The organism is Saccharothrix sp. CB00851 (assembly GCF_001905065.1).
In the GTDB taxonomy this organism is placed as follows: domain Bacteria; phylum Actinomycetota; class Actinomycetes; order Mycobacteriales; family Pseudonocardiaceae; genus Actinosynnema.
This window is the reverse complement of record NZ_LWLC01000001.1, coordinates 132,434-153,741: the sequence shown is the minus strand read 5'-3', so window position 1 is coordinate 153,741 and position 21,308 is coordinate 132,434. Positions and strand designations below refer to the sequence as shown.

At 72.1% G+C, this 21,308-nt stretch carries 23 protein-coding genes; 10 read left to right on the top strand and 13 right to left on the bottom strand.

Annotated features, from left to right (window positions below; genetic code table 11):
* Positions 1 to 231 precede the first annotated feature (231 nt).
* Positions 232 to 1,440: an apolipoprotein A1/A4/E domain-containing protein gene (locus A6A25_RS00750; RefSeq protein ID WP_073886335.1), complete on the bottom strand. Its 1,209-nt coding sequence runs from the start codon at positions 1,438 to 1,440 to the stop codon at positions 232 to 234.
* 407 nt (positions 1,441 to 1,847) lie between these two features.
* On the opposite strand from A6A25_RS00750, the gene A6A25_RS00745 reads away from it, so the two are divergent.
* Positions 1,848 to 2,918 (top strand): adenosine deaminase, encoded by a 1,071-nt coding sequence (locus A6A25_RS00745; protein WP_073885768.1) that lies wholly within the window; start codon positions 1,848 to 1,850, stop codon positions 2,916 to 2,918.
* 77 nt (positions 2,919 to 2,995) lie between these two features.
* On the opposite strand, the gene A6A25_RS00740 is transcribed toward A6A25_RS00745, so the two are convergent.
* The 5 genes from A6A25_RS00740 to A6A25_RS00720 all read right to left on the bottom strand — a co-directional run bounded on the left by A6A25_RS00740 (position 2,996) and on the right by A6A25_RS00720 (position 6,663).
* Positions 2,996 to 4,210 (bottom strand): primosomal protein, encoded by a 1,215-nt coding sequence (locus tag A6A25_RS00740; protein ID WP_073885767.1) that lies wholly within the window; start codon positions 4,208 to 4,210, stop codon positions 2,996 to 2,998.
* A gap of 64 nt (positions 4,211 to 4,274) precedes the next feature.
* Positions 4,275 to 4,787 carry a hypothetical protein gene (locus A6A25_RS00735; protein ID WP_073885766.1) on the bottom strand — a complete coding sequence of 171 codons (513 nt, stop codon included), beginning with the start codon at positions 4,785 to 4,787 and terminating at the stop codon, positions 4,275 to 4,277.
* Positions 4,784 to 5,167, bottom strand: a complete 384-nt coding sequence (locus tag A6A25_RS46185) for a YbaB/EbfC family nucleoid-associated protein (RefSeq protein WP_073885765.1) — start codon at positions 5,165 to 5,167, stop codon at positions 4,784 to 4,786. Before A6A25_RS46185 ends, A6A25_RS00735 begins: the two co-directional genes overlap by 4 nt.
* 4 nt (positions 5,168 to 5,171) lie before the next feature.
* The gene (locus tag A6A25_RS00725; protein ID WP_073885764.1) at positions 5,172 to 6,338 is read right to left on the bottom strand and encodes a C40 family peptidase; all 1,167 of its coding nucleotides are present in this window, start codon (positions 6,336 to 6,338) and stop codon (positions 5,172 to 5,174) included.
* Between the two features lies 1 nt (position 6,339).
* Positions 6,340 to 6,663: a hypothetical protein gene (locus A6A25_RS00720; RefSeq protein WP_073885763.1), complete on the bottom strand. Its 324-nt coding sequence runs from the start codon at positions 6,661 to 6,663 to the stop codon at positions 6,340 to 6,342.
* 158 nt (positions 6,664 to 6,821) lie between these two features.
* Here A6A25_RS00720 and A6A25_RS00715 point away from each other — a divergent pair, with 158 nt between their 5' ends.
* The 9 genes from A6A25_RS00715 (at position 6,822) to A6A25_RS00675 (ending at position 14,138) form a co-directional block, all read left to right on the top strand.
* Positions 6,822 to 7,358 carry an SMI1/KNR4 family protein gene (locus tag A6A25_RS00715; protein WP_158073664.1) on the top strand — a complete coding sequence of 179 codons (537 nt, stop codon included), beginning with the start codon at positions 6,822 to 6,824 and terminating at the stop codon, positions 7,356 to 7,358.
* Positions 7,359 to 7,445: 87 nt separating this feature from the next.
* Positions 7,446 to 8,042, top strand: a complete 597-nt coding sequence (locus tag A6A25_RS00710; RefSeq protein WP_073885762.1) for a Panacea domain-containing protein — start codon at positions 7,446 to 7,448, stop codon at positions 8,040 to 8,042.
* An 18-nt stretch (positions 8,043 to 8,060) separates the two neighbouring features.
* Complete coding sequence (locus A6A25_RS00705; RefSeq protein ID WP_073885761.1) at positions 8,061 to 8,639, top strand: Fic/DOC family protein; 579 nt, start codon at positions 8,061 to 8,063, stop codon at positions 8,637 to 8,639.
* 91 nt (positions 8,640 to 8,730) lie between these two features.
* Complete coding sequence (locus A6A25_RS44535) at positions 8,731 to 10,119, top strand: choice-of-anchor A family protein (protein WP_083667772.1); 1,389 nt, start codon at positions 8,731 to 8,733, stop codon at positions 10,117 to 10,119.
* A gap of 45 nt (positions 10,120 to 10,164) precedes the next feature.
* On the top strand, positions 10,165 to 10,695 hold the full coding sequence (locus A6A25_RS00695; RefSeq protein WP_143192897.1) for an RNA polymerase sigma factor: 531 nt from the start codon (positions 10,165 to 10,167) through the stop codon (positions 10,693 to 10,695).
* Positions 10,692 to 11,462, top strand: coding sequence for a hypothetical protein (locus tag A6A25_RS00690; protein ID WP_073885758.1), 771 nt, complete (start codon positions 10,692 to 10,694; stop codon positions 11,460 to 11,462). Before A6A25_RS00695 ends, A6A25_RS00690 begins: the two co-directional genes overlap by 4 nt.
* A gap of 14 nt (positions 11,463 to 11,476) precedes the next feature.
* Positions 11,477 to 12,271 (top strand): ABC transporter ATP-binding protein, encoded by a 795-nt coding sequence (locus A6A25_RS00685; RefSeq protein ID WP_143192896.1) that lies wholly within the window; start codon positions 11,477 to 11,479, stop codon positions 12,269 to 12,271.
* A complete protein-coding gene (locus A6A25_RS00680) occupies positions 12,268 to 13,593 on the top strand; it encodes a hypothetical protein (protein WP_143192895.1) in 1,326 nt (441 codons plus the stop codon). The genes A6A25_RS00685 and A6A25_RS00680 overlap by 4 nt, the downstream gene beginning before the upstream one ends.
* Positions 13,590 to 14,138, top strand: a complete 549-nt coding sequence (locus tag A6A25_RS00675) for a hypothetical protein (RefSeq protein ID WP_073885755.1) — start codon at positions 13,590 to 13,592, stop codon at positions 14,136 to 14,138. Before A6A25_RS00680 ends, A6A25_RS00675 begins: the two co-directional genes overlap by 4 nt.
* Here A6A25_RS00675 and A6A25_RS00670 read toward each other — a convergent pair.
* The 7 genes from A6A25_RS00670 to A6A25_RS00640 form a co-directional block, all read right to left on the bottom strand.
* The gene (locus A6A25_RS00670; protein ID WP_073885754.1) at positions 14,135 to 15,001 is read right to left on the bottom strand and encodes an aldehyde dehydrogenase family protein; all 867 of its coding nucleotides are present in this window, start codon (positions 14,999 to 15,001) and stop codon (positions 14,135 to 14,137) included. The genes A6A25_RS00675 and A6A25_RS00670 overlap by 4 nt on opposite strands.
* A complete protein-coding gene (locus A6A25_RS00665; protein ID WP_073885753.1) occupies positions 14,994 to 16,421 on the bottom strand; it encodes an aldehyde dehydrogenase family protein in 1,428 nt (475 codons plus the stop codon). The genes A6A25_RS00670 and A6A25_RS00665 overlap by 8 nt, the downstream gene beginning before the upstream one ends.
* A 1-nt stretch (position 16,422) precedes the next feature.
* Positions 16,423 to 17,388 (bottom strand): deoxyribose-phosphate aldolase, encoded by a 966-nt coding sequence (gene deoC, locus A6A25_RS00660; RefSeq protein ID WP_073885752.1) that lies wholly within the window; start codon positions 17,386 to 17,388, stop codon positions 16,423 to 16,425.
* 126 nt (positions 17,389 to 17,514) lie between these two features.
* Positions 17,515 to 19,695 (bottom strand): bifunctional polysaccharide deacetylase/glycosyltransferase family 2 protein, encoded by a 2,181-nt coding sequence (locus A6A25_RS00655; protein WP_073885751.1) that lies wholly within the window; start codon positions 19,693 to 19,695, stop codon positions 17,515 to 17,517.
* Positions 19,695 to 20,066, bottom strand: coding sequence for a hypothetical protein (locus tag A6A25_RS00650; protein ID WP_143192894.1), 372 nt, complete (start codon positions 20,064 to 20,066; stop codon positions 19,695 to 19,697). Before A6A25_RS00650 ends, A6A25_RS00655 begins: the two co-directional genes overlap by 1 nt.
* A 65-nt stretch (positions 20,067 to 20,131) precedes the next feature.
* Positions 20,132 to 20,779: a DUF1707 SHOCT-like domain-containing protein gene (locus A6A25_RS00645; RefSeq protein ID WP_073885749.1), complete on the bottom strand. Its 648-nt coding sequence runs from the start codon at positions 20,777 to 20,779 to the stop codon at positions 20,132 to 20,134.
* A 24-nt stretch (positions 20,780 to 20,803) separates the two neighbouring features.
* A complete protein-coding gene (locus A6A25_RS00640) occupies positions 20,804 to 21,244 on the bottom strand; it encodes a hypothetical protein (RefSeq protein ID WP_143192893.1) in 441 nt (146 codons plus the stop codon).
* Positions 21,245 to 21,308 lie beyond the last annotated feature (64 nt).

Genomic DNA, 21,308 nt, shown 5'->3' with positions numbered 1-21,308 from the left:
CCTTGACACGTGTGGTAGCCCGGAGGGAGGTCGGTGGGATGGCACGGAGTCCGGACCCACCAACCCAGCCGGAGTTCCCGACACAACCAGACCCCGAACGGGGCCGGTGGATGTCATCCTGCTGATCTGCCCGTCCGGCGAGGACGCTTTTAAGCTCTAATCTTTCGCTCTTCCCCCCGCACACCAAAAACCCGGCCCGCACCAGCGGACCGGGCTTCTTGGTACCTACGATCAGGCGCCCTCGGCCGTCAGGTCGTCATCGTCCACGTTCCGGTTGTCACCCGGCTTGGGCCCGTTCTTCCGGGTCCGCCGCTGCGGCCGCGGCAACGCGGTGGGCGGCGGGGGCGGGGTCGGCGAGCCCCCACCGAGGATCAGCTCGGCGAACGTGGCCATCGCCTCGTCCAGCTGACCACCGATGCGCAGCTCCGACTCCTGGTTGCTCTTGCGCACCAACCCGGCCAGCGAGTCCACGTCCGGCCGCGTCGACAGCGTGCCCTCGACCTTGGCGATGCCCTGCTCCACGACGCCCGACAGCTCGCCGAGCCGGGCCGCGAAGTCGTCCTCCACCGAGTCGAGCCGGGTCGCCATGGTGTCCAGCCGCGACGTCACCTGCTCCAAGCGCTGCGCCAGCGCCTCCAACCGGTCGGTCGAGTCGACCTGGTCGCGGGTCTCGTCCAGCGCCGCGTGCAGCGCCTCGCGCGCCTCGTCCAGCTTGCCCGTCAACGTGCTGCGCGTGTCCGCCAGCGACGCCGTCAACGTCTCGCGCGTCTCGCTGATCCCCGCGTGCAGCCCGTCGCGCGTGCTGTTGATGTTGTCGCGCGTCTCGTCCAACCGCACGTTCAAGCCGTTCGCGGACTCGGTGACCGACCGCTGCAACGCCTCGCGCGTGCCGTCGAGGTGCTCGTGCACGCCCTCGTCGACCTCGTCCAGCCGACCGCGCAGCGCGGCCTCCAGCGCCTCGATCCGCTCCCGCAGCGGCCCGGTCACCGCGGCCGGCACCTGGTCGACCTTGCCGTCCTGCTTGTCCAGGTGGCCGTCGAGGTCGTCGATGCGCTTGTGGATGTGGGAGAGCTTGTCCTCCAGGCCGTCCATCCGCCCGGCGACGCCCTCGAACCGGCCCGCCACCCCGTCGAGCCGACCGTCGAGCTGCGCGAACGGCTTGGCGAGCTTGTCGACCAGGCCTTCGACGGCCCGCCCGATGCTCTGCACCGCGTTGTCCTGCGCCTCCAGCCTGGACAGCGCCTCGTCCAGCCGTTCGGCCAGCACGCTGACCTCGGTCCGGTCGGGCAGCTCGGACAGGCGCTTGCGAACGGAACCCAGCGATTCGAGCGGGGACATCCGCGCGTGGATCTCGTCCAGTGCGTCGAAGATCTGCTGCTGTTCGCTCTCACGGATCTCCGCGGCGCGCGTGAGCATGTTGCGCATCCGATCGAAGGACATCGTGGAGTTGCTGTTCTCGTTCACGGCTCGGGTGCCTTCGTCCAGGGGAGGGGAGACCTCCGGGAGCCTAACCAGGTTGGGCCGGTGGGCAGTAGCGCCCCCCGACCGGAACCGCCTGGATCGACCTTGCGTGTACTCCGTTGGAGTGACCGTCGCCGACCCTACCTCAAGGTAACCGGCAGCGCGCCTGTGACTGCTCCGCGTGAGCATCCGCCGTGTGAGTGACTAAGGTCGGGCTACCAGTAGCGCAAAGTTCTGCATCACGACTGCACAACGGCTTGAGTGCGGCGATTGCGGCACCCGACCGAGTGGTTCTGGACACACCCGGTGACACCGGGGCGATCATACCGCGTCATGATCATCCCAGGTCGGAACGACACGGCGTGTCGCCGGTATACGGTACGGCCATGTCCACCCCGCTTACCGAGGAGAACCTTCGCCGCGCGCCGAAGGTCCTCCTGCACGACCACCTCGACGGTGGCCTCCGCCCTCAGACCGTGATCGAGCTCGCCGACGCCTGCGGGCACCAGGGCCTGCCCACCACCGACCCGGTCGCGCTCGGCGAGTGGTTCCGCGACAACGCCAACTCCGGCTCGCTGGTCCGCTACCTGGAGGGCTTCGCGCACACGTGCGGCGTCATGCAGGACGAGGCCGCGCTGGTGCGGGTCGCTTCCGAAGCCGTGCAGGACCTGGCCGCGGACGGCGTCGTGTACGCGGAGATCCGCTACGCGCCCGAGCTGTTCACCGACAAGGGCCTGACCATGGAGCAGGCCGTCGAGGCGGTGCAGGAGGGCTTCCGCCAGGGTGAGGCGGCGTCCGGCGGCCGCATCAAGGTCGGCACGCTGCTGTGCGCGATGCGCCAGAACGACGGCTGGCAGCGCATCGCCGACCTGGTCGTCCGCTACCGGGACGCGGGCGTGGTCGGCTTCGACATCGCGGGGCCCGAGGCGGGGTTCCCGCCCAGCAAGGAGCTGTCCGCGTTCGAGTACCTGCGGCAGCAGAACGCGCACTTCACCATCCACGCCGCCGAGGCCGCGGGCGCGGAGTCGGCGTGGGAGGCCGTGCAGCTCGCGGGCGCGGAGCGGTTGGGCCACGGTGTGCGGCTGGCCGAGGACATCAAGGGCGACGAGGTGGGCCACCTGGCCGCGTACGTCCGTGACCGGCGCATCGCGCTGGAGATGTGCCCGACGTCGAACGTGCACACCGGCGCGGTGGCCTCGCTCGCCGAGCACCCGATCAAGCACATGCACGACCTCGGCTTCCGGGTCACCGTGAACACCGACAACCGGCTGATGAGCATGGTGTCCATGACCGGCGAGTTCGCCACCGTGGTCGAGAACTTCGGCTTCGGCTGGGACGACCTGCGCAAGTTCACCGTCAACGCCGCGAAGGGCGCCTTCATCTCGCACGACGAGCGCCGCGCGCTCATCCAGGACGTCATCGAGCCGGCTTACGCCGCTCTCGCGCAGCAGCAGTAGCAGCCCCACACAGAACAGAGGTCGCGGGCTCCGATGGCTGCCCGCGACCTCTGCTGCTCGGTACCGCTCCTCCGTGCCTAGTGCACCTTGAGCCGGTCCTCGAACGCCGCCACCAGCGTCCGCCACGCCGACTGCTCGTCGTCGAACGGCGCGCTGGGCGCCAGCCGCGTCGGGTCCGGCTTGAGCACGTACGACACCAGCCACCCCAGCCGCTCGGACTGGTTCAGCGCCACCTTCACGGTGTCGTCGTTCGCCCACTCGCCGGTGTCCTCCAGCAGTTCGACCACGAGGTCGAGCTGGGTGGGGTCGATGGCGTCCGGGCCGTCGGCGATGTCCTCGTCCAGGCCGGTGAGCACGTAGACGTTGTCCGGGTCGACCTCGACCTCCAGGTCGCCGCCGGTCGCCTTGGTGACCAGCTCGCCCCAGGTCGACACCTCGGCCAGGTCGTTGTCGTCGGCCTCGACGATGAACCGGGCCAACGCGCGCGGCGAGGTGAACACGTCGATCTTGCCCTTGCGGCCGAGGAACACCGGCTGGTCGTCGAGGTAGCAGCGCAGCGTGTAGTACTCGCCCGCGCCGCTGATGATCTTGATCGGGTCGATGCCGACCTCACCCCAGAAGCCGACCGGCTCGTCGCCGTCCTCGTCGTCCTCGTCCGCCGAGGCCGAGGCCGCCGCGGCGGCGTTGGCCTCCTCGAACTCGGCCAGCTCGTCCTGCGCGGCCTTGAGCGCGGTCTCGTCGACCTCCGGCGTGGTCACGACCTCGTCGATCGCGTCCAGCACCTCGTCCCACTTCTCCGCGACGACCTGGGAGATCTCGGTCCACAGCGCCTGACCCTCGCGGCCGGTGAACGGCAGCGTGCCCTGCGGCAGCAGCGCGAAGCCCTCCGCCGAGTCCAGGATCTCGTGGACCTTCTCCAGCTCGCAGACGTCCGCCAGCGACCGCACGATCGAGATCACGTCGGCCAGCTCGCCGATGACCCACGTGTCGGGCTCCTCGGCGACCAGCTCGGGCACGCCGACCAGGTCGAACTGGTGGTTGTCGTCCGGCGACAGCTCACCGACCGACAGCGCGGGCACCACGTGCCACGCCGGGTGGTCGGTCAGGTCGTGCTCTTCGGTCTTGCGCACGAACGCCGCCAGGTGCGCGGCATCGGGGAACGCGTACAGGTCCTCCTCGTGGCCGAGGAAGGCTTCCCACTCCTCGCCCTCTTCCCGCCAGCGCGGGGCCCACAGGGTGACCACATCACCCTGGGTGAGCCCCAGCTCGATCGGGACGATGTCCTGTGCCATCCGACCTCCCGGTCACGCCATGCCCCTTTGCGATGCGGGGCAAGAGTACGGGGTCGATCAGGCGCTACTGCCGTTGACCACGGAAAGGGTCCGCGAAGTAGTCGTCGTCGTCCGTTTCCTCGGGTTGGGGGCGAGCCGCGGCGCGGCCCTTCACCTGGCCCGCCCACGGCGGCCGGTGCGCCCCCGGCGCTTCCTCCGGGGCCGTGACCAGGGGCTGAGGCGCCTGCACCCCCTGCACGCCCTGCGCGGTCTTGAAGGGCGGCGGTCCGGCGAACGCCTCCACCGCCATGGCCAGGCCGTCGCCCAACGACTTGGCCAGCTCGTTGTAGCTCTTCTGCACGGCCGCGTCCGTCGCCAGCCGCGCCGTCTCCGCGACCAGCCTGCCGACCGCGTCCGGTCCCTGCGCCAACGCGTTCGGGTGCAGGTCGAGCGCCTTCAGCTCACCCGTCGCGGTCGCGGTGGCGCGGGCCAGGCGGGTCGGGTGCTCGGCGCTGCCGGTGGTCCGGGCCAGCACTTCGGTCAGCCCTTCGGCCGCCGCGAGCCGCTGTTCGGTCGCGAGTCCCCGCTCCTGCGTCACCGCGAACCCCTCAGGTACGTGCCGTCGTAACCGCCGAAGTCGTCGTCGTCCGGCCCGCGCTCGAAGCCGATCTCGGCCAACGCCCGCACCGCCGCCGGGTCGGCCACGCGTTCCACCGTCCGGTGCAGGCGCGTGGCCGCGTCCCGGGAAGCCCGCGCCGACACGCGCAGGATCTCGTCCGCCAACGCCCTCGGCCCCATGTTCAACGCCGACGGCGACACGCGCACTTCCCGCGGCGGCCCGCCGGGTGCGGTGACGACCGTGACCGCGCCGTCGGGTGACGACGCCCGGCCGAGCACCGGTCCGGTGCGCGCCGCGTGCTCGGCGACCTGCCGCTGGGTGTCGGCGACCCGCTGGGCCGCCCGCTGCGTCTCGTCCACGTCCTCAGCCCGTCGGTCGGTAGAAGCCCATGAAGCCCATGCCGCTGTTGCTCGTGCGGATGGGGTTGACCTGCACCGGGTCGCCCGCCTCCACCATCTGCCCGTTGCCGATCACCATGGCCACGTGGCCGTCCCAGACGACCAGGTCGCCGGGCAGCAGCTGGCCCGGCGGCACGGACGCGCCCATGGCCTGTGACGACGCGGGCCGCGGGATGTCGAACCCGGCGCCCGCGTACGCCCACTGGGTCAGACCGCTGCAGTCGGTGCCCTGGGGCGGGTTCGCACCGCCCCAGACGTACGGGGTGCCCAGGGCGGACAACGCGTTGCGCACGGCACGTGCGGCGGTCTCGTTGGGCGCTTCGGCGGAGCTGCCGTCGGGCAGGTTCACACCGACGCCGGTGCCGGGCTGCGGCGGGATGGCCACCGGCAGGCGCGGTCCGACGGCATCACCGCCGCCACCGCCGCCACCGCCGCTGCCCCCGCCACCGCTGCCTCCGCCCCCACCGCCGCTGCCGCCCCCGCTGCCTCCACCACCGCCGCTGGACGACGAAGACCCGCCGCTGTCGCCCGCGGACGACGTGGACGTCGTGCCACCGCTCTCGGCACCCAACGGGTCGCCGATCCCGGCGAAGTCCGGCTTCGGCAACGCCTGCAACCGCCCGACCACGGCGGTCAGCTCGCCGCGCACCTTCTCCAGCTCCTGACCGGTCTTGCCCTCGTACTCGCGGGCTTTCGCGGTCACCTCCGCCGCCACCGCGAGCACCGCGCCGATCCCGCCGAACACCCCGGCCGCGACCGCCGCCGCCAGCCGGGGCCACGCCCAGCCGGTGAACTCGTCGATCAGCCCCTGGATCGCGGTCTTGCCGGCGTTCACCGCGTTCACCGCCGTGGTGGCCGCCTGCTGGGTGGCCGTCGCGTTGCGCGCCAACGTGCCCACGCCGCCCGAGAACGCGGTGACGCGTGCCTGGAACGCGTTCGCCTTCTCGCCGTACCAGTCGCTCATCGCGGTGTTCGCCGCGCCCGTGTGCCTGCCGTCGAGCTCGGTCAACGCCGTGGCCGCCCGCCCGAACGCCTCCGCCGCGCTCGTCGCGCCGCCGGTGTCACCCTCCAGCTCGGCCAGGTGGTCCTTCATCGGCTGGACCAGAGCCGCCAGGAAACCGCCGACGTCCACGTCAGACCTGCGCTGCCCGGCCGAGGTCGGCGCTGTTGCGCGCCTCCTGCTCCCGGTACGCCTGGCCGGTCTTCCGCACCTCTGCGCCGAACGCCGACAGCGCGGCCGAAGCGGCGGCCGCACCGTCCACTTGGGCCTGTGCCGCGCTCTGGAACGCCGCGCCGAGGCCGACCTCGTCGCCGATCTTGCCGAAGCTGCCCGCGGCCAACGACGTCGTGCCCGCCAACGTGGACGTGCCGACCGCCCCGACCTCGCTCGCCAGACCCGCCGCCGTGCTGCCGTACGCCGACAGCGCCGCGGTGTCGACGCCGAAACCCCGTTCCACCCTCGTCCCCCTCTTGGTGCCGTGCGACGGCGATCCTGCCCCATCCGCCGGCCGGTCGTGCGGCGTTCGGCCAGATCCTGCCCCGATGAGCGGTACCGACGGCGGTGCCGTCACCTGATCATGTGCAGGTGGGTGTTTTGCGCCATTGGGAACGGATTGTGGCGTGGCTGGACGACCACGCCCCCTTGACCGGTTCGGCGTTCGTGCCCCCTGAGGACGGCGCCGCGGTCGAGGCGTTGGCGGTTGCCAGCGGGCTGGAGCCGCCCGCCGAGCTGCGCGCGTGGTGGGCCGTCTGCGGCGGGACCGCCGACCTGGCGTTCGCCGAGGTGCTGCCGCCGTTCTACACGCCCCTCGGCCCGTCCAACGCGCTGCGGTCGTGGCGGTTGAAGGAGCGGTTCTGGCCCGCGGACCTCGGCACCGAGGCGGGCACGCCGACGAAGGGCTTCCACCCGATGTGGCTGCCGATCGCGTTCGACGGGTGCGGTGACGCGTTGGCGCTGGACCTGCGGCCGGGCGTGCTGTCGGGGTGCGTGGTCGAGTGGGACCGCGAGGCGGGCGAGATGCTCAAGCCCGAGTGGACCAGCCTGGACGAGATGCTGGACCAGGTCGCCACGGCCCTGGAGCACCGCAGCCGGCTCGGCCACTGCGAGCCGCTGGTCACCACCGACGGCCGGTTGGGCTGGTGCACGAACTGACCGACCGCTCGCCCGAACGCCCGATCCCGCGGCGCCGATCTCCGGTAAGATGAGTAGTCGCAGCTCAGAGCACTCGCGGGAGGTGGCATGGCGGACGTCCACGATGTTGCCGCGGCCGTGCTCGACGCCACCGGGCCCGAGTCGCCGATGAAGCTGCAGAAGCTGCTCTACTACGCGCAGGCGTGGCACCTGGCCCGCTACGACGAGCCCCTGTTCAACGCCCGCATCGAGGCGTGGCGGCGAGGTCCGGTCGTGCCCGAGGTCTACTTCCGCCACCAGGGCCGGTCGGAGGTGTGTGCCTGGGAAGAGGGCGACCCGGGTGGGCTGACCGAACGCGAGCGCGGCGTCGTGCGGTCGGTGGTCGAGCGGTACGGCCACTTCAGCAGGCACGAGCTGAGCGACATGGCGCACGACGAGGAGCCGTGGCGGGCGGCGCGGGGCGACCTGCCGGAGTCCGAACCCAGCAGCACGCCCCTGTCGCACGCGGTCATGGCGCGGTACTTCCGCCGCCTCACCAGCGACCCCGACTCGGCGGTGGCCGAGGCGGTCGCGAACGTCCGGCTCGAAGGTCAGGACGTGTCCGAGGACGCGGTGCGCGCGGCCAGGCAGGTCGCCGCCGGCCGGTTGGGCGCCGACGACGCCGTGGCCCGGCGGATCGAGGCGTTGCTGTCGAGGCGTTGCTGAAGTCGTGAACCGCCGGTTGTGAACACCGAGGACCCGTACGTCGATCCCGGTTCCGGAGTGCTGGTCAACCTCCTCGGTGTGACCGATGCCGACGTCCTGCGACAGATCGAGGCCGAAGTCGTCGTCCTGCGCGACGCGGAGCTGAAGGTCACCACCCTGCCGGGTCGGTTCGACCTGGCGCACCTGAGCGCGTTCCACCGCCGCCTGTTCGGTGACGTCTACCCGTGGGCCGGTGAGCTGCGGCGGGTGGACATCGCGCGGACGTCGTTGTTCGCGCACTGGCGGCACGTCGAGTCCTACGGCGATTACCTGTTCGGCCGGCTCCGCGAGGAGCGGCACCTCGCCGACCTGGGGCGCGAGGTGTTCCTCGACCGGTTCGCCCACCACTTCGCCGAGGTCAACGCGCTGCACCCGTTCCGGGAGGGCAACGGCCGCGCGCAGCGCGCGTTCTTCTGGCAACTGGCGCTGCACGCGGGGTGGCGGGTCGACTTCGCCGCGCTGGACGTGGACAAGTTCCACCGGGCCTGCCGGGAGAGCATGACCGGCGGCAGCGACACGTTGCGCGAGCTGTTCGACGGGGTGACCGGTCCGGCCTGAGCCACCCACCCGATGGGGTGATCGAAAATGCCGATCCGCGCGCGTTGATGTTTCGTGTCAGGCAGCCTGTACCCGCCGTCAGGAGCCTGACATGCGCAACGGTCGTGTTCGGATGGGTCGCGCGGCGGCCGTCGGGTTGGCGGCGCTGGCCGCGGCAGCGGTCATCTCCCAGGCGCCCGCCGTCGGCGTGACCGCGGTGCTGAACCCGCTGCGCCCGGTCGCGCCGGACGACGTGTACGCCGATCCGAGCCACGGGTTCCTCGTGCTGATCGAGGGTGACGCCGAACTGCACGACAACGAGACCGAGGGGCCGGTCGCGGTCGGCGGTGACGTCCGGTTCACCGACTACCGGGTGGGCCTCAACCACGCGGGCACGTACGTGCTGGACGGGGACACGGCGCCGACCAGCCTGGTGGTCGGCGGCCAGGCCGACTTCGCAGGCAGCGGCACCGGCACGTTGACCGTGCTGAACAACTCCTACGCCAAGATCGGCGACCTGGCGAACGCGGACGTGCTGCCCTCCGGCGGGGTGACGCACATCGTGCCGAACGGCGCGGCGGTGGGGAGTGTGCCCGCGGTGCGGGTGAACACCTCCCAGTCCGCCGAGTCGGTCGCCGGGCCGCACGGGTTCGACTTCGCGTCCCTGTTCGCCACCTACCGGGACATCAACGCGGACCTGTTCGCGTGCCCGTCAACGGTCGTGCTGCGGGACCAGAACGGCCAGGGGACGTGGAACGGGACCGACCCCAACGCCACCATCGGGCTCGTGCCGGGGCAGAACGTGCTCACGCTGACCGCTGCGCAGTTGGACACCCTCGACAACATCAACCCGGTCAACGGGATGCTGCAGCCGAGCGACAGAGCCTGGTTGATCATCAACGTGGTGGTCGACGGCGACTACGCGTTCTCGCCGCCGCAGGTGAGCTGGCAGGGCAACGAGCCGTCGCAGCACGTGCTGTGGAACTTCACCACCTCGGGCACCATCACGCTGCCGGCCGGGTCGCCCACGGTGTGGGGCACGATCTACGCGCCGAACGCCGCGCTGGTCGACCTCAGCGCGTCCAACATCGAGGGCGCGGTCGTGGCGCGGACGGCGATCATGGGCGGGGTCTCCAACGGCGGTGAGATCCACTACGCGCCGTTCGACAACATCGCGACGACCTGCGAAACAGTCACGACGACCACGACCACCACGACCACCACCACCACGGAGCCGACCACCACCACGACCGCGCCGACCACCACGACCCCGGCGACCACCACCACGACTTCCGGTGCGGTGGTGCCGTCGACCACGTCGACCACCGCCGTGGACGGGATCGGCGGTGACACGGGTCCGGTCGTGCCCGGCCCCGACACGCCGCTCGCCACCACCGGCGCGCCGGTCACCGGCTTCCTGGTGCTGGGCGGCTCCCTGCTGCTGATCGGCGCGGGTGCCCTGGTGCTGACCAGGCGTCGCGCAATCCGCTCCACCAAGTGACGCAGATCACGTCGGATTGAGAACCGTTCTCCGCGCTCCGGCGTCTTGCCGGATGTGAACGAGGAGCAGTTGGTCCGCGCGGTGGCCCGTGGCGACCGCGCGGCCTTCGAGGAGCTCTACCGCCGCACGTCGCCGTGGCTGGCCGTGCGCCTGCGCCGCCGGTGCGCCGACGAGCAGGTCGTCGCCGAGGTCATGCAGGAGACGTACCTGGCCGTGTGGCGGGCGGCGGGGTCGTTCGCGGGCGCGGCGGTCGACGGCACGGCGGTCGGGTGGCTGTGGACGATCGCGGCACGGCGGCTGGTCGACGCGTTCCGCCGGCGTGCGCACCAGGCGGTGCCGCTGCCGGTGGCCGGTGCCGCGCCCGCCGCCGAGGACGAGGTGCTGGCGGGCGCGTTGAGCGACGACGTCGGCGGCGCGTTGCGCGACCTGGCACCCGAGCTGCGGCAGGTGTTGCAGGCGATGGTGCTGGACGGGCTGACCGTGCGGGAGACCGCCGTGCTGCTCGGGGTGCCCGAGGGCACCGTGAAGACCCGCGCCCGGCGGGCCCGGATCGCGATGCGGGAGGCACTGTCATGAGCGAGCACCCGACGGCCGACTCGATCGCCCGGTACGCGTCCGGTGCCGACCTGCCCGCCGACGTGCTGTGGGCGGTCGAGGCGCACCTGGAGACGTGCCAGACGTGCCGGCTGCGCTTGGCCGACGTGGCTCCGCCGCAGGTCACGGCGTTGACGGCGGCGGTGTGGGCGGAGTTGGCGCCGACCGGGACACCGGCACGCCGACGCCATCGGCTCGCGCGGTGGGCCACGCCGTCGGTGCTGCCGTGGCTGGCGATGACGGCCTCCGTCGTGCTGGCGGCGCCGGCGTTGGACGGGCTGCTGCCCGCCGCCTCGTCGTCGGCCGCGGTGCTGCTGATCGCGCCCATCGTGCCCGTGCTGGGGGTGGCCGCGGCCTGGTCGCGTGGCATGGACCCGGCTTACGAGCTGGTCGCGTCCACGGCTCGGGCCGGGCTGCAGCTCGTGCTGCGGCGGACGTTCGCGGTGCTGGTGGTCGTGCTGCCCGCGTTGTTGTTGGGCGGTTGGCAGGTGGGCGCGTCGCCCGCGTACTGGCTGCTGCCGTGCCTCGGCGTCACGGCGGTGACGCTCGCGCTCGGCGGTGTCATCGGGGTGCGCCGGGCCGCGGTCGCCACCGCCGCCGCGTGGGCGTCGCTGGTGATCGGACCGGCGGTGGTCGTCGGTGACGTGCCCGGTGCGCTGGCACCGGGTGCGGCGCCGGTCTGGGCGGCGGTGTTCGTCGGGGGCGCCGCCGCCGTGTTCTTCAGGTCCGCGGCCTACGCGCGGCTGTGATGGAGGGAAGGCTCATGGCACGTGCGGTGAGCGCGGCGGAAGTCGCGCCGACGGGGTACGCCTGGCAGGTCGAGGCGAAGCAGTTGCGGGTGCGCGCGGGCCGGACGATGGCGGTGGACGGGCTCGACCTGCGGCTGGGCCGCGGCGTGCACGGGCTGCTCGGGCCGAACGGCGCGGGCAAGACCACGCTGATCCGGTCGCTGGCGACCGTGCTGCGGCCCGCGTCCGGGACGTTGGAGGTGCTGGGCGAGCCGGTGTCCGGGCGGGTCGACCTGCGCCGGGTGCGCCGCGCGCTCGGCTACCTGCCGCAGGACTTCGGCTACTACAAGCGGTTCACCGTGCGCGAGTTCGTCGAGTACATGGCGTGGCTCAAGGAGATGCCCAAGCGGGACGTCCCCGGCGCGGTGCAGCGGGCCGTCGAACGGGTCGGGCTGGCCGACCGCGCCGACTCGAAGCTGAAGGCGCTGTCCGGCGGCATGGTCCGGCGGGCGGGCATCGCGCAGGCGATCGTGAACGACCCCGAGGTGCTGCTGCTGGACGAGCCGACCGCCGGGCTGGACCCCGGTCAACGCGTCCGCTTCCGGGAGTTGTTGCAGGAGTTGGGTTCCGACTCGTGCGTGGTCGTGTCGACGCACCTGGTCGAGGACGTCGCGGCGGCGTGCACCGACGTGGTGCTGATCAACAAGGGCCGGCTGGTGTTCCAGGGCACACCCGACGACCTGGCCGCCGCGGGCGGGGCGGACGACGTCGGCGACAGCCCGTTGGAGCGCGGCTACTCGGCCGTGCTCGGTGGGGCGGGTGAGTGGTGAGGATCCTCGGTATCGAGCTGAGGCGGACCGCGGCGCTGGTGCTCGGCGTGCTGACGGTGGTCGTCGTGGTGGGCATGCTGCAGTGGGGTCCGTCGATGAAGAACAGCGCCGCGTGGTCGCGGCAGTGGTCGACGATGGCCGAGTGGGTCCGGTTCATGCTCATGATCGCCTGGCCGCTGGTGCTGGGCGGCGGTGCGGTGCAGGGCCTGCGGGACCGGCGGTCCGGCGTGGACGAGCTGTTCGGCTCCACGCCGCGGCCCCGTGCCCACCGGGTCGCGTGGACGCTCGGCGCGGTGGCGACGGCGCTGGTCGCGGCGTACGCGGTGGTGCTCGTGGTCGGCGCGGCGCAGGTCGTGTCGGCGACGGACTACTTCCACCTCGCCTGGCTGCCGGTCACGGTGGTGGGCGTGGTCGCGCTGGTCGGGGCCGCGGCGCTGGGCATGGGGCTGGCCAGGCTCGTGCCGTCGGTGTTGACGCCGCCGCTGCTGGCGGTCGGTGGGTTGGCGCTGATGTCGCTCGGCCTCGGGCCCGAGCAGGCGGAGCTGGGCTGGACGCTGCTGCTGCCGTCGCTGCCGATGCCGGTGACCGTGTACGCCTCCGTGCCGGCGGCGGTGAGCGCCGTGCAGCTGCTGTGGTTCGCTGCGCTGGCGGTGACGGGGTTCCTGCTGGTGCTGCGGCGGTGGGCGGCGGTGCTGCCCGTGCTGGTGGCCGGTGCGGTCGCGGTGCCGTTGATGCCCATGTCGGCCGCGGCGCGGGACGAGGTGGCGGCGGAGCTGGTGTGCGTCGAGCGGTTGTGCCTGACACGGGCGCACGAGCACGAGCGGGCGGCGTTGGCGGGGCCCGCGCGGGAGGCGTTGCGGCTGCTGGCGAAGCTGCCGTCTCCGCCGACGTCGGTGCGGGAGGTGCCCGCGGCGGTGCGGGGTGAGCCGGAGCGCGGTCCGGAGTCGACGGAAGCGGTGTGGGTCAACCTGGACGACTTCACGTACTTCCGCCGTGAGCCGCCGACAGCCGAGCAGGTGACGGCGTACCTGGTGGCCGGCGCGGGCACGCGGACCTGCTATGGCGACCGCATCCCCCGCGAGGTGAGCCGCGAGGTGGCGGCGCGCACGGTGATGACGGCGTGGCTGACCGGCCGCGTGGAGCCGCTGCCGTCGTTCCGCGCGTGGTTGGGCGAGGAGATCGACGCGTTGACCGAGCGGGCGTGGGCGCACCTGCGCGCGATGCCCGAGGCCGACCAGGCGGTCAGGGTCCAGGCGGCCCGCGAGGTGCAGGCCGCGTGCGCGGGCGACGCCCTGACCACCCTCACCGGGGGTGCCGCGTGACGGCGCGCTGGTTGCTGCTCTACGCGCGATCGAGGCAGGTCCCGGCCTCGGCGGCGGCCGTCGTGACGGGCCTGGCCGCCCTGGCCTCGCTGGACGGCGGCCCGCACGTGGCCGCGTTCGGAGCGGCGCTGGGCACGGCCGCCGTCGCCACCGGCTTCGGCGGGCACGACCTGGCGCTCGACCGCACCGCCGCGTTCGGCTGGCCACCCCGCCGCGCCGCGCACCTGCTCCTCGGCGGCGCGGTTGTGACCGCACTCCTCCTCGCCACCGGGCCGGTCGCCGGGGACGCCTTCGTGCTCCGTGACGTCGTCGGCCTCGGTGGTCTGGCGGCGCTGGCCGCGGTGGTCCTCGGCGCACGTGCCGCCTGGACGTTGCCGGTCGGCTGGACCGGCGTCACGCTCGTCATCCCACCCGCCGACGACCACTGGCTCAGTTTGCTGACGTGGCCGGTGCAGCCGACCAGCACGACCTCGGCCACGGTCACCGCGGTCGTGCTGGGTTGCACCGGCTTGCTCGCCTACGCCTGGCTCGGCTGCCGCCGTTAGACCCCGATCGGGTGCCAGACCGTCTTCGTCTCCAGGAACGCCCGCAACCTGGCCAAGCCCGGCTCACCGGTGAAGTCCTCCGCCGGACGCGCCCGCAGCACGCGTTTCACCGTCCCCGCCGCCGCGCGCTCCAAGTCCGCTCGCGTCGACTCCGGCGCACCGGTCAGGTCCAGCGCGTTCACGTCCGCGTGTGACGCGAGCCAAGGCGCGATCTCCGCCGTCCGCCCGGTCAGCACGTTCACCACGCCACCGGGCAGGTCGGACGTCGCCAGCACCTCCGACAGCGTCACCGCGGGCAACGGCCGGTCCTGCGAGGTCACGACCACCGCCGTGTTGCCGGTCGCGATCACCGGCGCCACCACGCTGATCAACCCCAGCAGCGACGACTCCTGCGGCGCGAGCACCGCCACCACACCCGTCGGCTCCGGCACCGAGAACGAGAAGTACGGCCCCGCCACCGGGTTCGACGCGCCCAGCACCGTGGCCACCTTGTCGGTCCACCCCGCGTACCAGACCCACCGGTCGATCGCCGCGTCCACCAGCGACTGCGCCTTCTTCGCCGTGACGCCCTCACAAGCCGCGACCTCGGCGGCGAACTGCTCCCGCCGCCCCTCCAGCACCTCGGCCACCCGGAACAGCACCTGTCCCCGGTTGTACGCCGTCGCACCCGACCAGCCCGGGAACGCCTTGCGCGCCGCCGCCACCGCGTCCCGGGCGTCCTTGCGCGAACCCTGCGCCGCGTTGGCCAGGAACCCGCCCTTGGCGTCGACCACCGGGTAGGACCGGCCCGACTCCGAGCGCGGGAACGCGCCGCCGATGTACAGCTTGTACGTCTTGGTGACCGCGATCCGATTCTCAGACATCGAGGTAGGCCTCCAGCCCGGTGCGGCCGCCCTCGCGGCCGAAGCCCGACTCCTGGTAGCCGCCGAACGGGGCGGTCGGGTCGAAGCGGTTGAACGTGTTGGCCCACACCACGCCGGCGCGCATCTTCTGCGCCGCCCACAGGATGCGCGACCCCTTCTCGGTCCAGATGCCGGCCGACAGCCCGTACGGCGTGTTGTTCGCCTTGGCCACGGCCTCGTCCGGCGTGCGGAACGTCAGCACCGACAGCACCGGACCGAAGATCTCCTCGCGCGCGATCCGCATCGCCTGCGACACGTTGGAGAACACCGTCGGCGCGAAGTAGAAACCCTTGTCCGGCAACGGGCACGCGGACGTCCAGCGCTCGGCGCCCTCGGCGTCGCCCGACTCGACCAGCTCCTGGATCTTGGTCAGCTGCTCGCGCGAGTTGATCGCGCCGACGTCGGTGTTCTTGTCCAACGGGTCGCCGACGCGCAGCGTGGACACGCGCACGCGCAGCTTCTCCAGCAGCTCGTCGGCCACCGACTCCTGCACCAGTAGCCGCGAGCCCGCGCAGCACACGTGACCCTGGTTGAAGAAGATGCCGTTGACGATGCCCTCGACCGCCTGGTCCAGCGGCGCGTCGTCGAACACGATGTTCGCCGCCTTGCCGCCCAGCTCCAGGGTGAGCCTGCGGCCGGTGCCCGCCAGCTGCCGCTGGATGATCTTGCCGACTTCGGTGGACCCGGTGAACGCGACCTTGTCCACGTCCGGGTGCGACACGACGGCCGCGCCGACGTCACCCGCCCCGGCGAGGATGTTCACCACACCGGGTGGCAGGTCGGCTTGTTGGATGATCTCCGCCAGCACCAGCGCGGTCAGCGGCGTCGTCTCGGCGGGCTTGATCACCACCGTGTTGCCGGTCGCCAGCGCGGGCGCGATCTTCCACGCCGCCATCAGCAGCGGGAAGTTCCACGGGATGACCTGGCCGACCACGCCGAGCGGCCGGGGGTCGGGGCCGTAGCCCGCGTAGCCGAGCTTGTCCGCCCAGCCCGCGTGGTAGAAGAAGTGCGCGGCGGCCGTGGGCACGTCCACGTCCCGCGATTCCTTGATCGGCTTGCCGTTGTCCAGCGACTCCAGCACCGCCAGCTCCCGCGCGCGCTCCTGGATCAGGCGGGCGATGCGGAAGATGTACTTGGCGCGCTCGGCGCCGGGCATCTTGCCCCAGACGCGCTCGTAGGCGCGGCGGGCGGCCTTGACCGCCTTGTCGACGTCCGCCGACGCGGCCGTGGAGACCTCGGCGAGCACTTCCTCCGTGCCGGGGTTGACCGTCTTCAGCGGCTCACCGGCGCCCTCGACGAACTGGCCGTCGATGAACATCCGGTAGTTCGGCTTGAGGTTCGCGATGTCCCGCGATTCGGGCGCGGGCGCGTATTCCCACATGTCAGTCCACCGTCACGTAATCGGGGCCGCTGTAGTGGCCGGCCAACTGGGTGCGCCGCTGCATCAGCAGGTCGTTGAGCAGCGTGGAGGCACCGAAGCGGAACAGGGTCGGGGTCAGCCACTCCGGTCCCGCGACCTCGTGCACCGCGACCAGGTACTTGATCGCGTCCTTGGTCGTGCGGATGCCACCGGCGGGCTTCACACCCCGGAGTTCGCCCGTCTGGGTGTGCCAGTCACGGACGGCTTGCAGCATCACGTGCGTGACGGGCAGCGTCGCCGCGGGGGAGACCTTGCCGGTGGACGTCTTGATGAAGTCGCCGCCCGCGAGCAGGGCGAGCCAGGACGCGCGGCGCACGTTGTCGTAGGTCGCGAGCTCGCCGGTCTCCAGGATGACCTTGAGGTGCGCGTCCCCGCAGGCGTGCTTGACCTGCACGATCTCGTCGAACACCTGCCCGTACCGACCGGACAGGAACGCGCCCCGGTCGATCACCATGTCGATCTCGGTGGCGCCCGCGTCGACGGCGTAGGCGGTGTCCTCCAGCTTCACCTTCAGGCTCGACCGGCCGGACGGGAACGCGGTGGCGACGCTGGCGATGTCGATGCCGGTGCCCCGCAGCTCCTCGACCGCCGTCTCGACCATGTCCGGGTACACGCAGACGGCGGCGACCCTGGGCACGTCCGGGTGATCGGGATCGGGCCGCCGCGCCTTCGCCGCGAGTGACCTCACCTTGCCGCGGGTGTCGGCACCTTCCAGCGTGGTCAGGTCGACCATGGAGATGGCGGTGTCGATGGCCCACTGCTTCGAGGCCTTCTTGACGCTGCGGGTGCCCAAACCGGCCGCGCGCTGTTCGACGCCGACCTGGTCCACACCGGGCAGTCCGTGCAGGAACCGGCGCAGCGACGCGTCGTCGCGGACGGCGTCCGCGAGCGCCGGGGGCAACGACGGCGATGTCGATGGAGCAGCCATGCCGCCGAGTCTAGGCGGAATGGGACGGCCGTCCTAAGTGAGCGACTTCGGCCTGGTCAGGCGCGGTGAGGGTCCGAGGACGCGGCACTCTTCCAAGGCTTTGCGAGCCGCAGCCGAGAGGTGTGCTCACCCCACCCGCAAGGGCTTCGTGACCTCGTCCTCGACGGCCCACTCACGCCTGCCCAGCGGCCGGGTCACCTCGTCCTCCACCGCCAGCTCGGGCGCGGCTTGAGCCGCCGTTCCGGTCCGCTTCAGCTTCTGCCAAGGCAGCCGTGCCCCCGCCAGCGCCGTGATCACGGACTGGATCACCACCAGGTACATGAGCTGCCGGTACACCACCGGCTGCAACACCACCGCCCACAACGGCCGCAGGCTCTCCCGGTCCAACCGGAACGCGATGACGGCCGGCACGAGTTGCAGCACCAGGAACCCCAGCCACGCCGCCGCGCCGCGCACCGGGTCGGTGAACAGGCTGAGCAGCGCGAACACGTCGATCACCGGCGCCAGCACCGGCAGCACGACCTGGTACAGCGCCAAGTACGGCAGCCCGCGCCGACCCAGCCGCCCGCCCAGCCCCCGCTCCCGCACCGCACCCCGGTGCTTCCACATCGCCTGCAACGTCCCGTAGCACCACCGGTACCGCTGCCGCCACAGCTGGCCCAGCGTGGCCGGTGCCTCGGTCCACGCCCGCGCCGTCTCCCGGTACGTGACCGCCCACCCGGCCCGCTCCAGCGCCATCGTCAGGTCGGTGTCCTCGGCGAGCGTGTCCTCCGGCACCCCGCCCACCTGCCGCAACGCGCTGAGCCGGAACCCGCCGACCGCACCGGGCACGGTCGGCATGCACTCCATCACGTCGTACATCCGCCGGTCGAGGTTGAAGCCGATCACGTACTCGATGTGCTGCCACCGCCCCAGCAGCCCACCCCGGTTGCCGACCTTCGCGTTGCCCGACACCGCGCCCACGTCCGGATCGGCGAACGGTTCCACCAGCTCGGCCACGGTGTCCGGCTCCAGCACCGTGTCGCCGTCCACCATCACCACCAGCTCGGTCCGGCAGTGCCGCAGACCGGTGTTCAGCGCCGCCGCCTTGCCCGCGTTCGCCTGCCGGATCAACGTCACCCCGGGCAGGTCCAACGCCCGCACGACCTCGCTGGTCCGGTCCGTCGAACCGTCGTCCACCACGATCACCCGCACGTCGGCCGTGCTCGCGAGGGTCGTGCGCAACGTCGCCTCGATCCCCGCCTCCTCGTTGTACGCGGGCACCAGCACCGTCACGGGCTGCCGGGGCAGCCGCCGCACGTGCCTGCCGACCTTGCGCGAACGACGCGCGTGGACCCCGGTCGTGCCCAACAACAACGCCGCCCGCAGCAACGCCAACACACTCGACACCACGACCAGCCACGTCATCAGCGACGTCGTCGCGGCAGCCGCACGCACGGCCAGCGACACCGCCGTCCCCTCGGCCCGCTCCACGAACCCCGCCGACCGCGCCACCGGCACGCCCAACGCCTCACCGGCCGTCCGGAACTGCCGCCCCTCCGCCCGCAGCTTCGGGATCGCCACCTCCAACGCCGCCACGGTCTGCGACCGGTCACCGCCGCCGTCGTGCGCCAGCACCACCGCGCCGCGCTGGTCGGACGGCATGGCGGCGACGATCGCGTTTACGCCCGGGTTGCGCCAGTCCTGCGTGTCGTGGGTCGACAGCAGCACCAAGTACCCCGCAGCCACCATCCGCTCGACCGACGCCAGGTCCTCGTCGTCCACCGCGTCGGGGCTCGCCGAGTACGGCGGGCGCACCAGCGTGCTCGCCCGGCCCGTCGAAGCGGCCACCACGAGCTGCGTCTGCCCGAGCTCCAACGCCGTCCGCGCCTCGCCGACCGTGCCGAGGTCGACGTGCGTGAACGTGTGCAGCCCCACCTCGTGGCCCTCGTCGGCCATCCGTTCCACCAGGTCCGGGTGCTGCGCCGCGGCGACCCCGGTGACGAAGAACGTCGCCTTGACGTCGTTGCGCCGCAGCACGTCGAGCACCTGCGGCGTCCACCGCGGGTCCGGGCCGTCGTCGAACGTCAGCACCACCGTGCCGTCGGGCACCGAGCGTGACGTCAGCCCGTTGCCGTCCGTGCCGATCAACGGCCCACCGGCGCGCACCGACTCGGGCACGCGGTCCGCCGGTCCGGCCGTCGGTGCCTCGCCCTGGCCGACCCGCTGCACCACCAGCAGGTCCAGCAGCAACAACCCCAGCAGCACCACCAGCGACAACGCCAACAACAGCCAGTGCGCTCGCGGTGACGGCAGGTGTGCGCGCATCAGCCCCTGCCGGCGGACGTCGGCCGGTTCGAGGCGCCCGGTGGCGGTTCGGTGCGACGACCCTGGGTCTTCGTCGTCGTGGCCTTGGGCGGTTCCACCGCGGTGGTGGTCGTCCGGCGCTCGACGGTGGTCGTGGTGGTCGCGCGCACCGGGAGTTCAGTGGTCGTCGGCACCGGCGTGGTCGTGGCGACGACCGGCGGCGGCTCCTCCTCCGGCACGGGGAGCAGCGACGACCGGTTCACCGGGCCGCCCGCCAGCGCGACGGCGAGCAGCGTCAAGTAGGCGAGCACGCACACCACGGCCGTGCCGATGACGATGCGCAGGACCCACCGGCGGCGGCCGGACGGGTCGACGAACACTGGGCTGGACATTCGCGGCTTCGCAGGGTGGGCGGTCGGCGGGGACGCCGAAGGGTAGCGCTCCACCGTGCCCGGTACTAGCCCTCCAGCTCGTCGTACTTGCGACCCTTGATCTTCTTCTTTTTCGGCCGCTTCACCTCGACCGCGCCCATCATCGCGAAACCCGTGATGCGCACGACCGGTCCGCCGGGGATCGTCGGCGCGCCCTTGTGCGTCGAGTCCTCGAACGCGCCCATGAAACCGACGCCGTCGACCCGGACGGTGATGTCCTCCGGCACGATGATCTCCACCGCGCCCATGAGCGCGTAGGCGTTGATCGTCGTCTCGCCCTCCGCGAAGCGCGCCCGGGTCAGGTCAAGCTCGACACCGCCCATGAACGCCACCGCGGTGTGCGTGGTCGGCACGACCCACTCGCCCCGCCGTTCCACCCCCGACCAGAACGCGAACGAGACCGTGGAGCCGGGCGTACCGCCGATGCGGTTGGCCGGGAGGTTCTGCTGCAGCGGCATGGGCATGACCGAAGGGCCGGCGACGCCGAGGTCGGCGGTCAACGGCACCAGCTCGCCGTAGGTCTTGGCCGCGTACACCGCGGCCAGGCGTTCGTCCAGCTCGTGCAGGTCGAGCCTGCCTTCGCCGTGTGCCTGTTGGAGCACCTGGGCGACCTTCTCGCGGTCGGCGTCCGAGGCACGCATCTGACGGGGGTCCGGCACCAGCTCGTCGCTCACACGGGTGAGTCTAGGAGAGGTTGTTCACGTTCCTGTCGCGACGAGCACGAGTTCACCGGAATTCTGGTCCAGGTAGGCCGACGCGTGCCAGCGCTCGTGGTCGAACGCGGCGTCCAGCGCGTCCCCGGTCAGGAACGGTCCGTCCGGCAGCCTCCCGCGCATGCCCTCCACCACGTCCGGCGACTTGCCCTGGTCGGTCGGCGCGTACGCGGACCGGACCCGCTCGACGTCCGCCGCCGACAGCGTGACGACCGCGTCGATCCAGTACGTGGACGGCCCGGGCACGTCAGCGCGCCCGAACGTGCCGGACATCCACCGTGCCGCCGAGGGTGTTCCCAGCACCGGGAAGCGCTGCACGAGCGGCTCCAAATCGGTCCGCAGCTCACCGGTCCCCGACTTCACCGCCGGCTCCTGCTCCTGACCCTGGCACCCGACCAACACCAGTGCCGCCAGGAGTGCGACCACCACCTTCACCGGACGAAGACCGAGTGGCTGCTGCGGCTGCTCTTGCGCCAGTTCACCTCGGTGC

Coding starts and splice junctions, on each gene's coding strand:
- A6A25_RS00750 (WP_073886335.1), bottom strand. CDS start 1,440: ATGTCCTTCGATCGGATGCGCAACATGCTCACGCGCGCCGCGGAGATC.
- A6A25_RS00670 (WP_073885754.1), bottom strand. CDS start 15,001: ATGTCTGAGAATCGGATCGCGGTCACCAAGACGTACAAGCTGTACATC.
- A6A25_RS00685 (WP_143192896.1), top strand. CDS start 11,477: ATGGCACGTGCGGTGAGCGCGGCGGAAGTCGCGCCGACGGGGTACGCC.
- A6A25_RS00740 (WP_073885767.1), bottom strand. CDS start 4,210: ATGGCACAGGACATCGTCCCGATCGAGCTGGGGCTCACCCAGGGTGAT.
- A6A25_RS00655 (WP_073885751.1), bottom strand. CDS start 19,695: ATGCGCGCACACCTGCCGTCACCGCGAGCGCACTGGCTGTTGTTGGCG.
- A6A25_RS00650 (WP_143192894.1), bottom strand. CDS start 20,066: ATGTCCAGCCCAGTGTTCGTCGACCCGTCCGGCCGCCGCCGGTGGGTC.
- A6A25_RS44535 (WP_083667772.1), top strand. CDS start 8,731: ATGCGCAACGGTCGTGTTCGGATGGGTCGCGCGGCGGCCGTCGGGTTG.
- A6A25_RS00710 (WP_073885762.1), top strand. CDS start 7,446: ATGGCGGACGTCCACGATGTTGCCGCGGCCGTGCTCGACGCCACCGGG.
- deoC (WP_073885752.1), bottom strand. CDS start 17,388: ATGGCTGCTCCATCGACATCGCCGTCGTTGCCCCCGGCGCTCGCGGAC.
- A6A25_RS00665 (WP_073885753.1), bottom strand. CDS start 16,421: ATGTGGGAATACGCGCCCGCGCCCGAATCGCGGGACATCGCGAACCTC.
- A6A25_RS00690 (WP_073885758.1), top strand. CDS start 10,692: ATGAGCGAGCACCCGACGGCCGACTCGATCGCCCGGTACGCGTCCGGT.
- A6A25_RS00745 (WP_073885768.1), top strand. CDS start 1,848: ATGTCCACCCCGCTTACCGAGGAGAACCTTCGCCGCGCGCCGAAGGTC.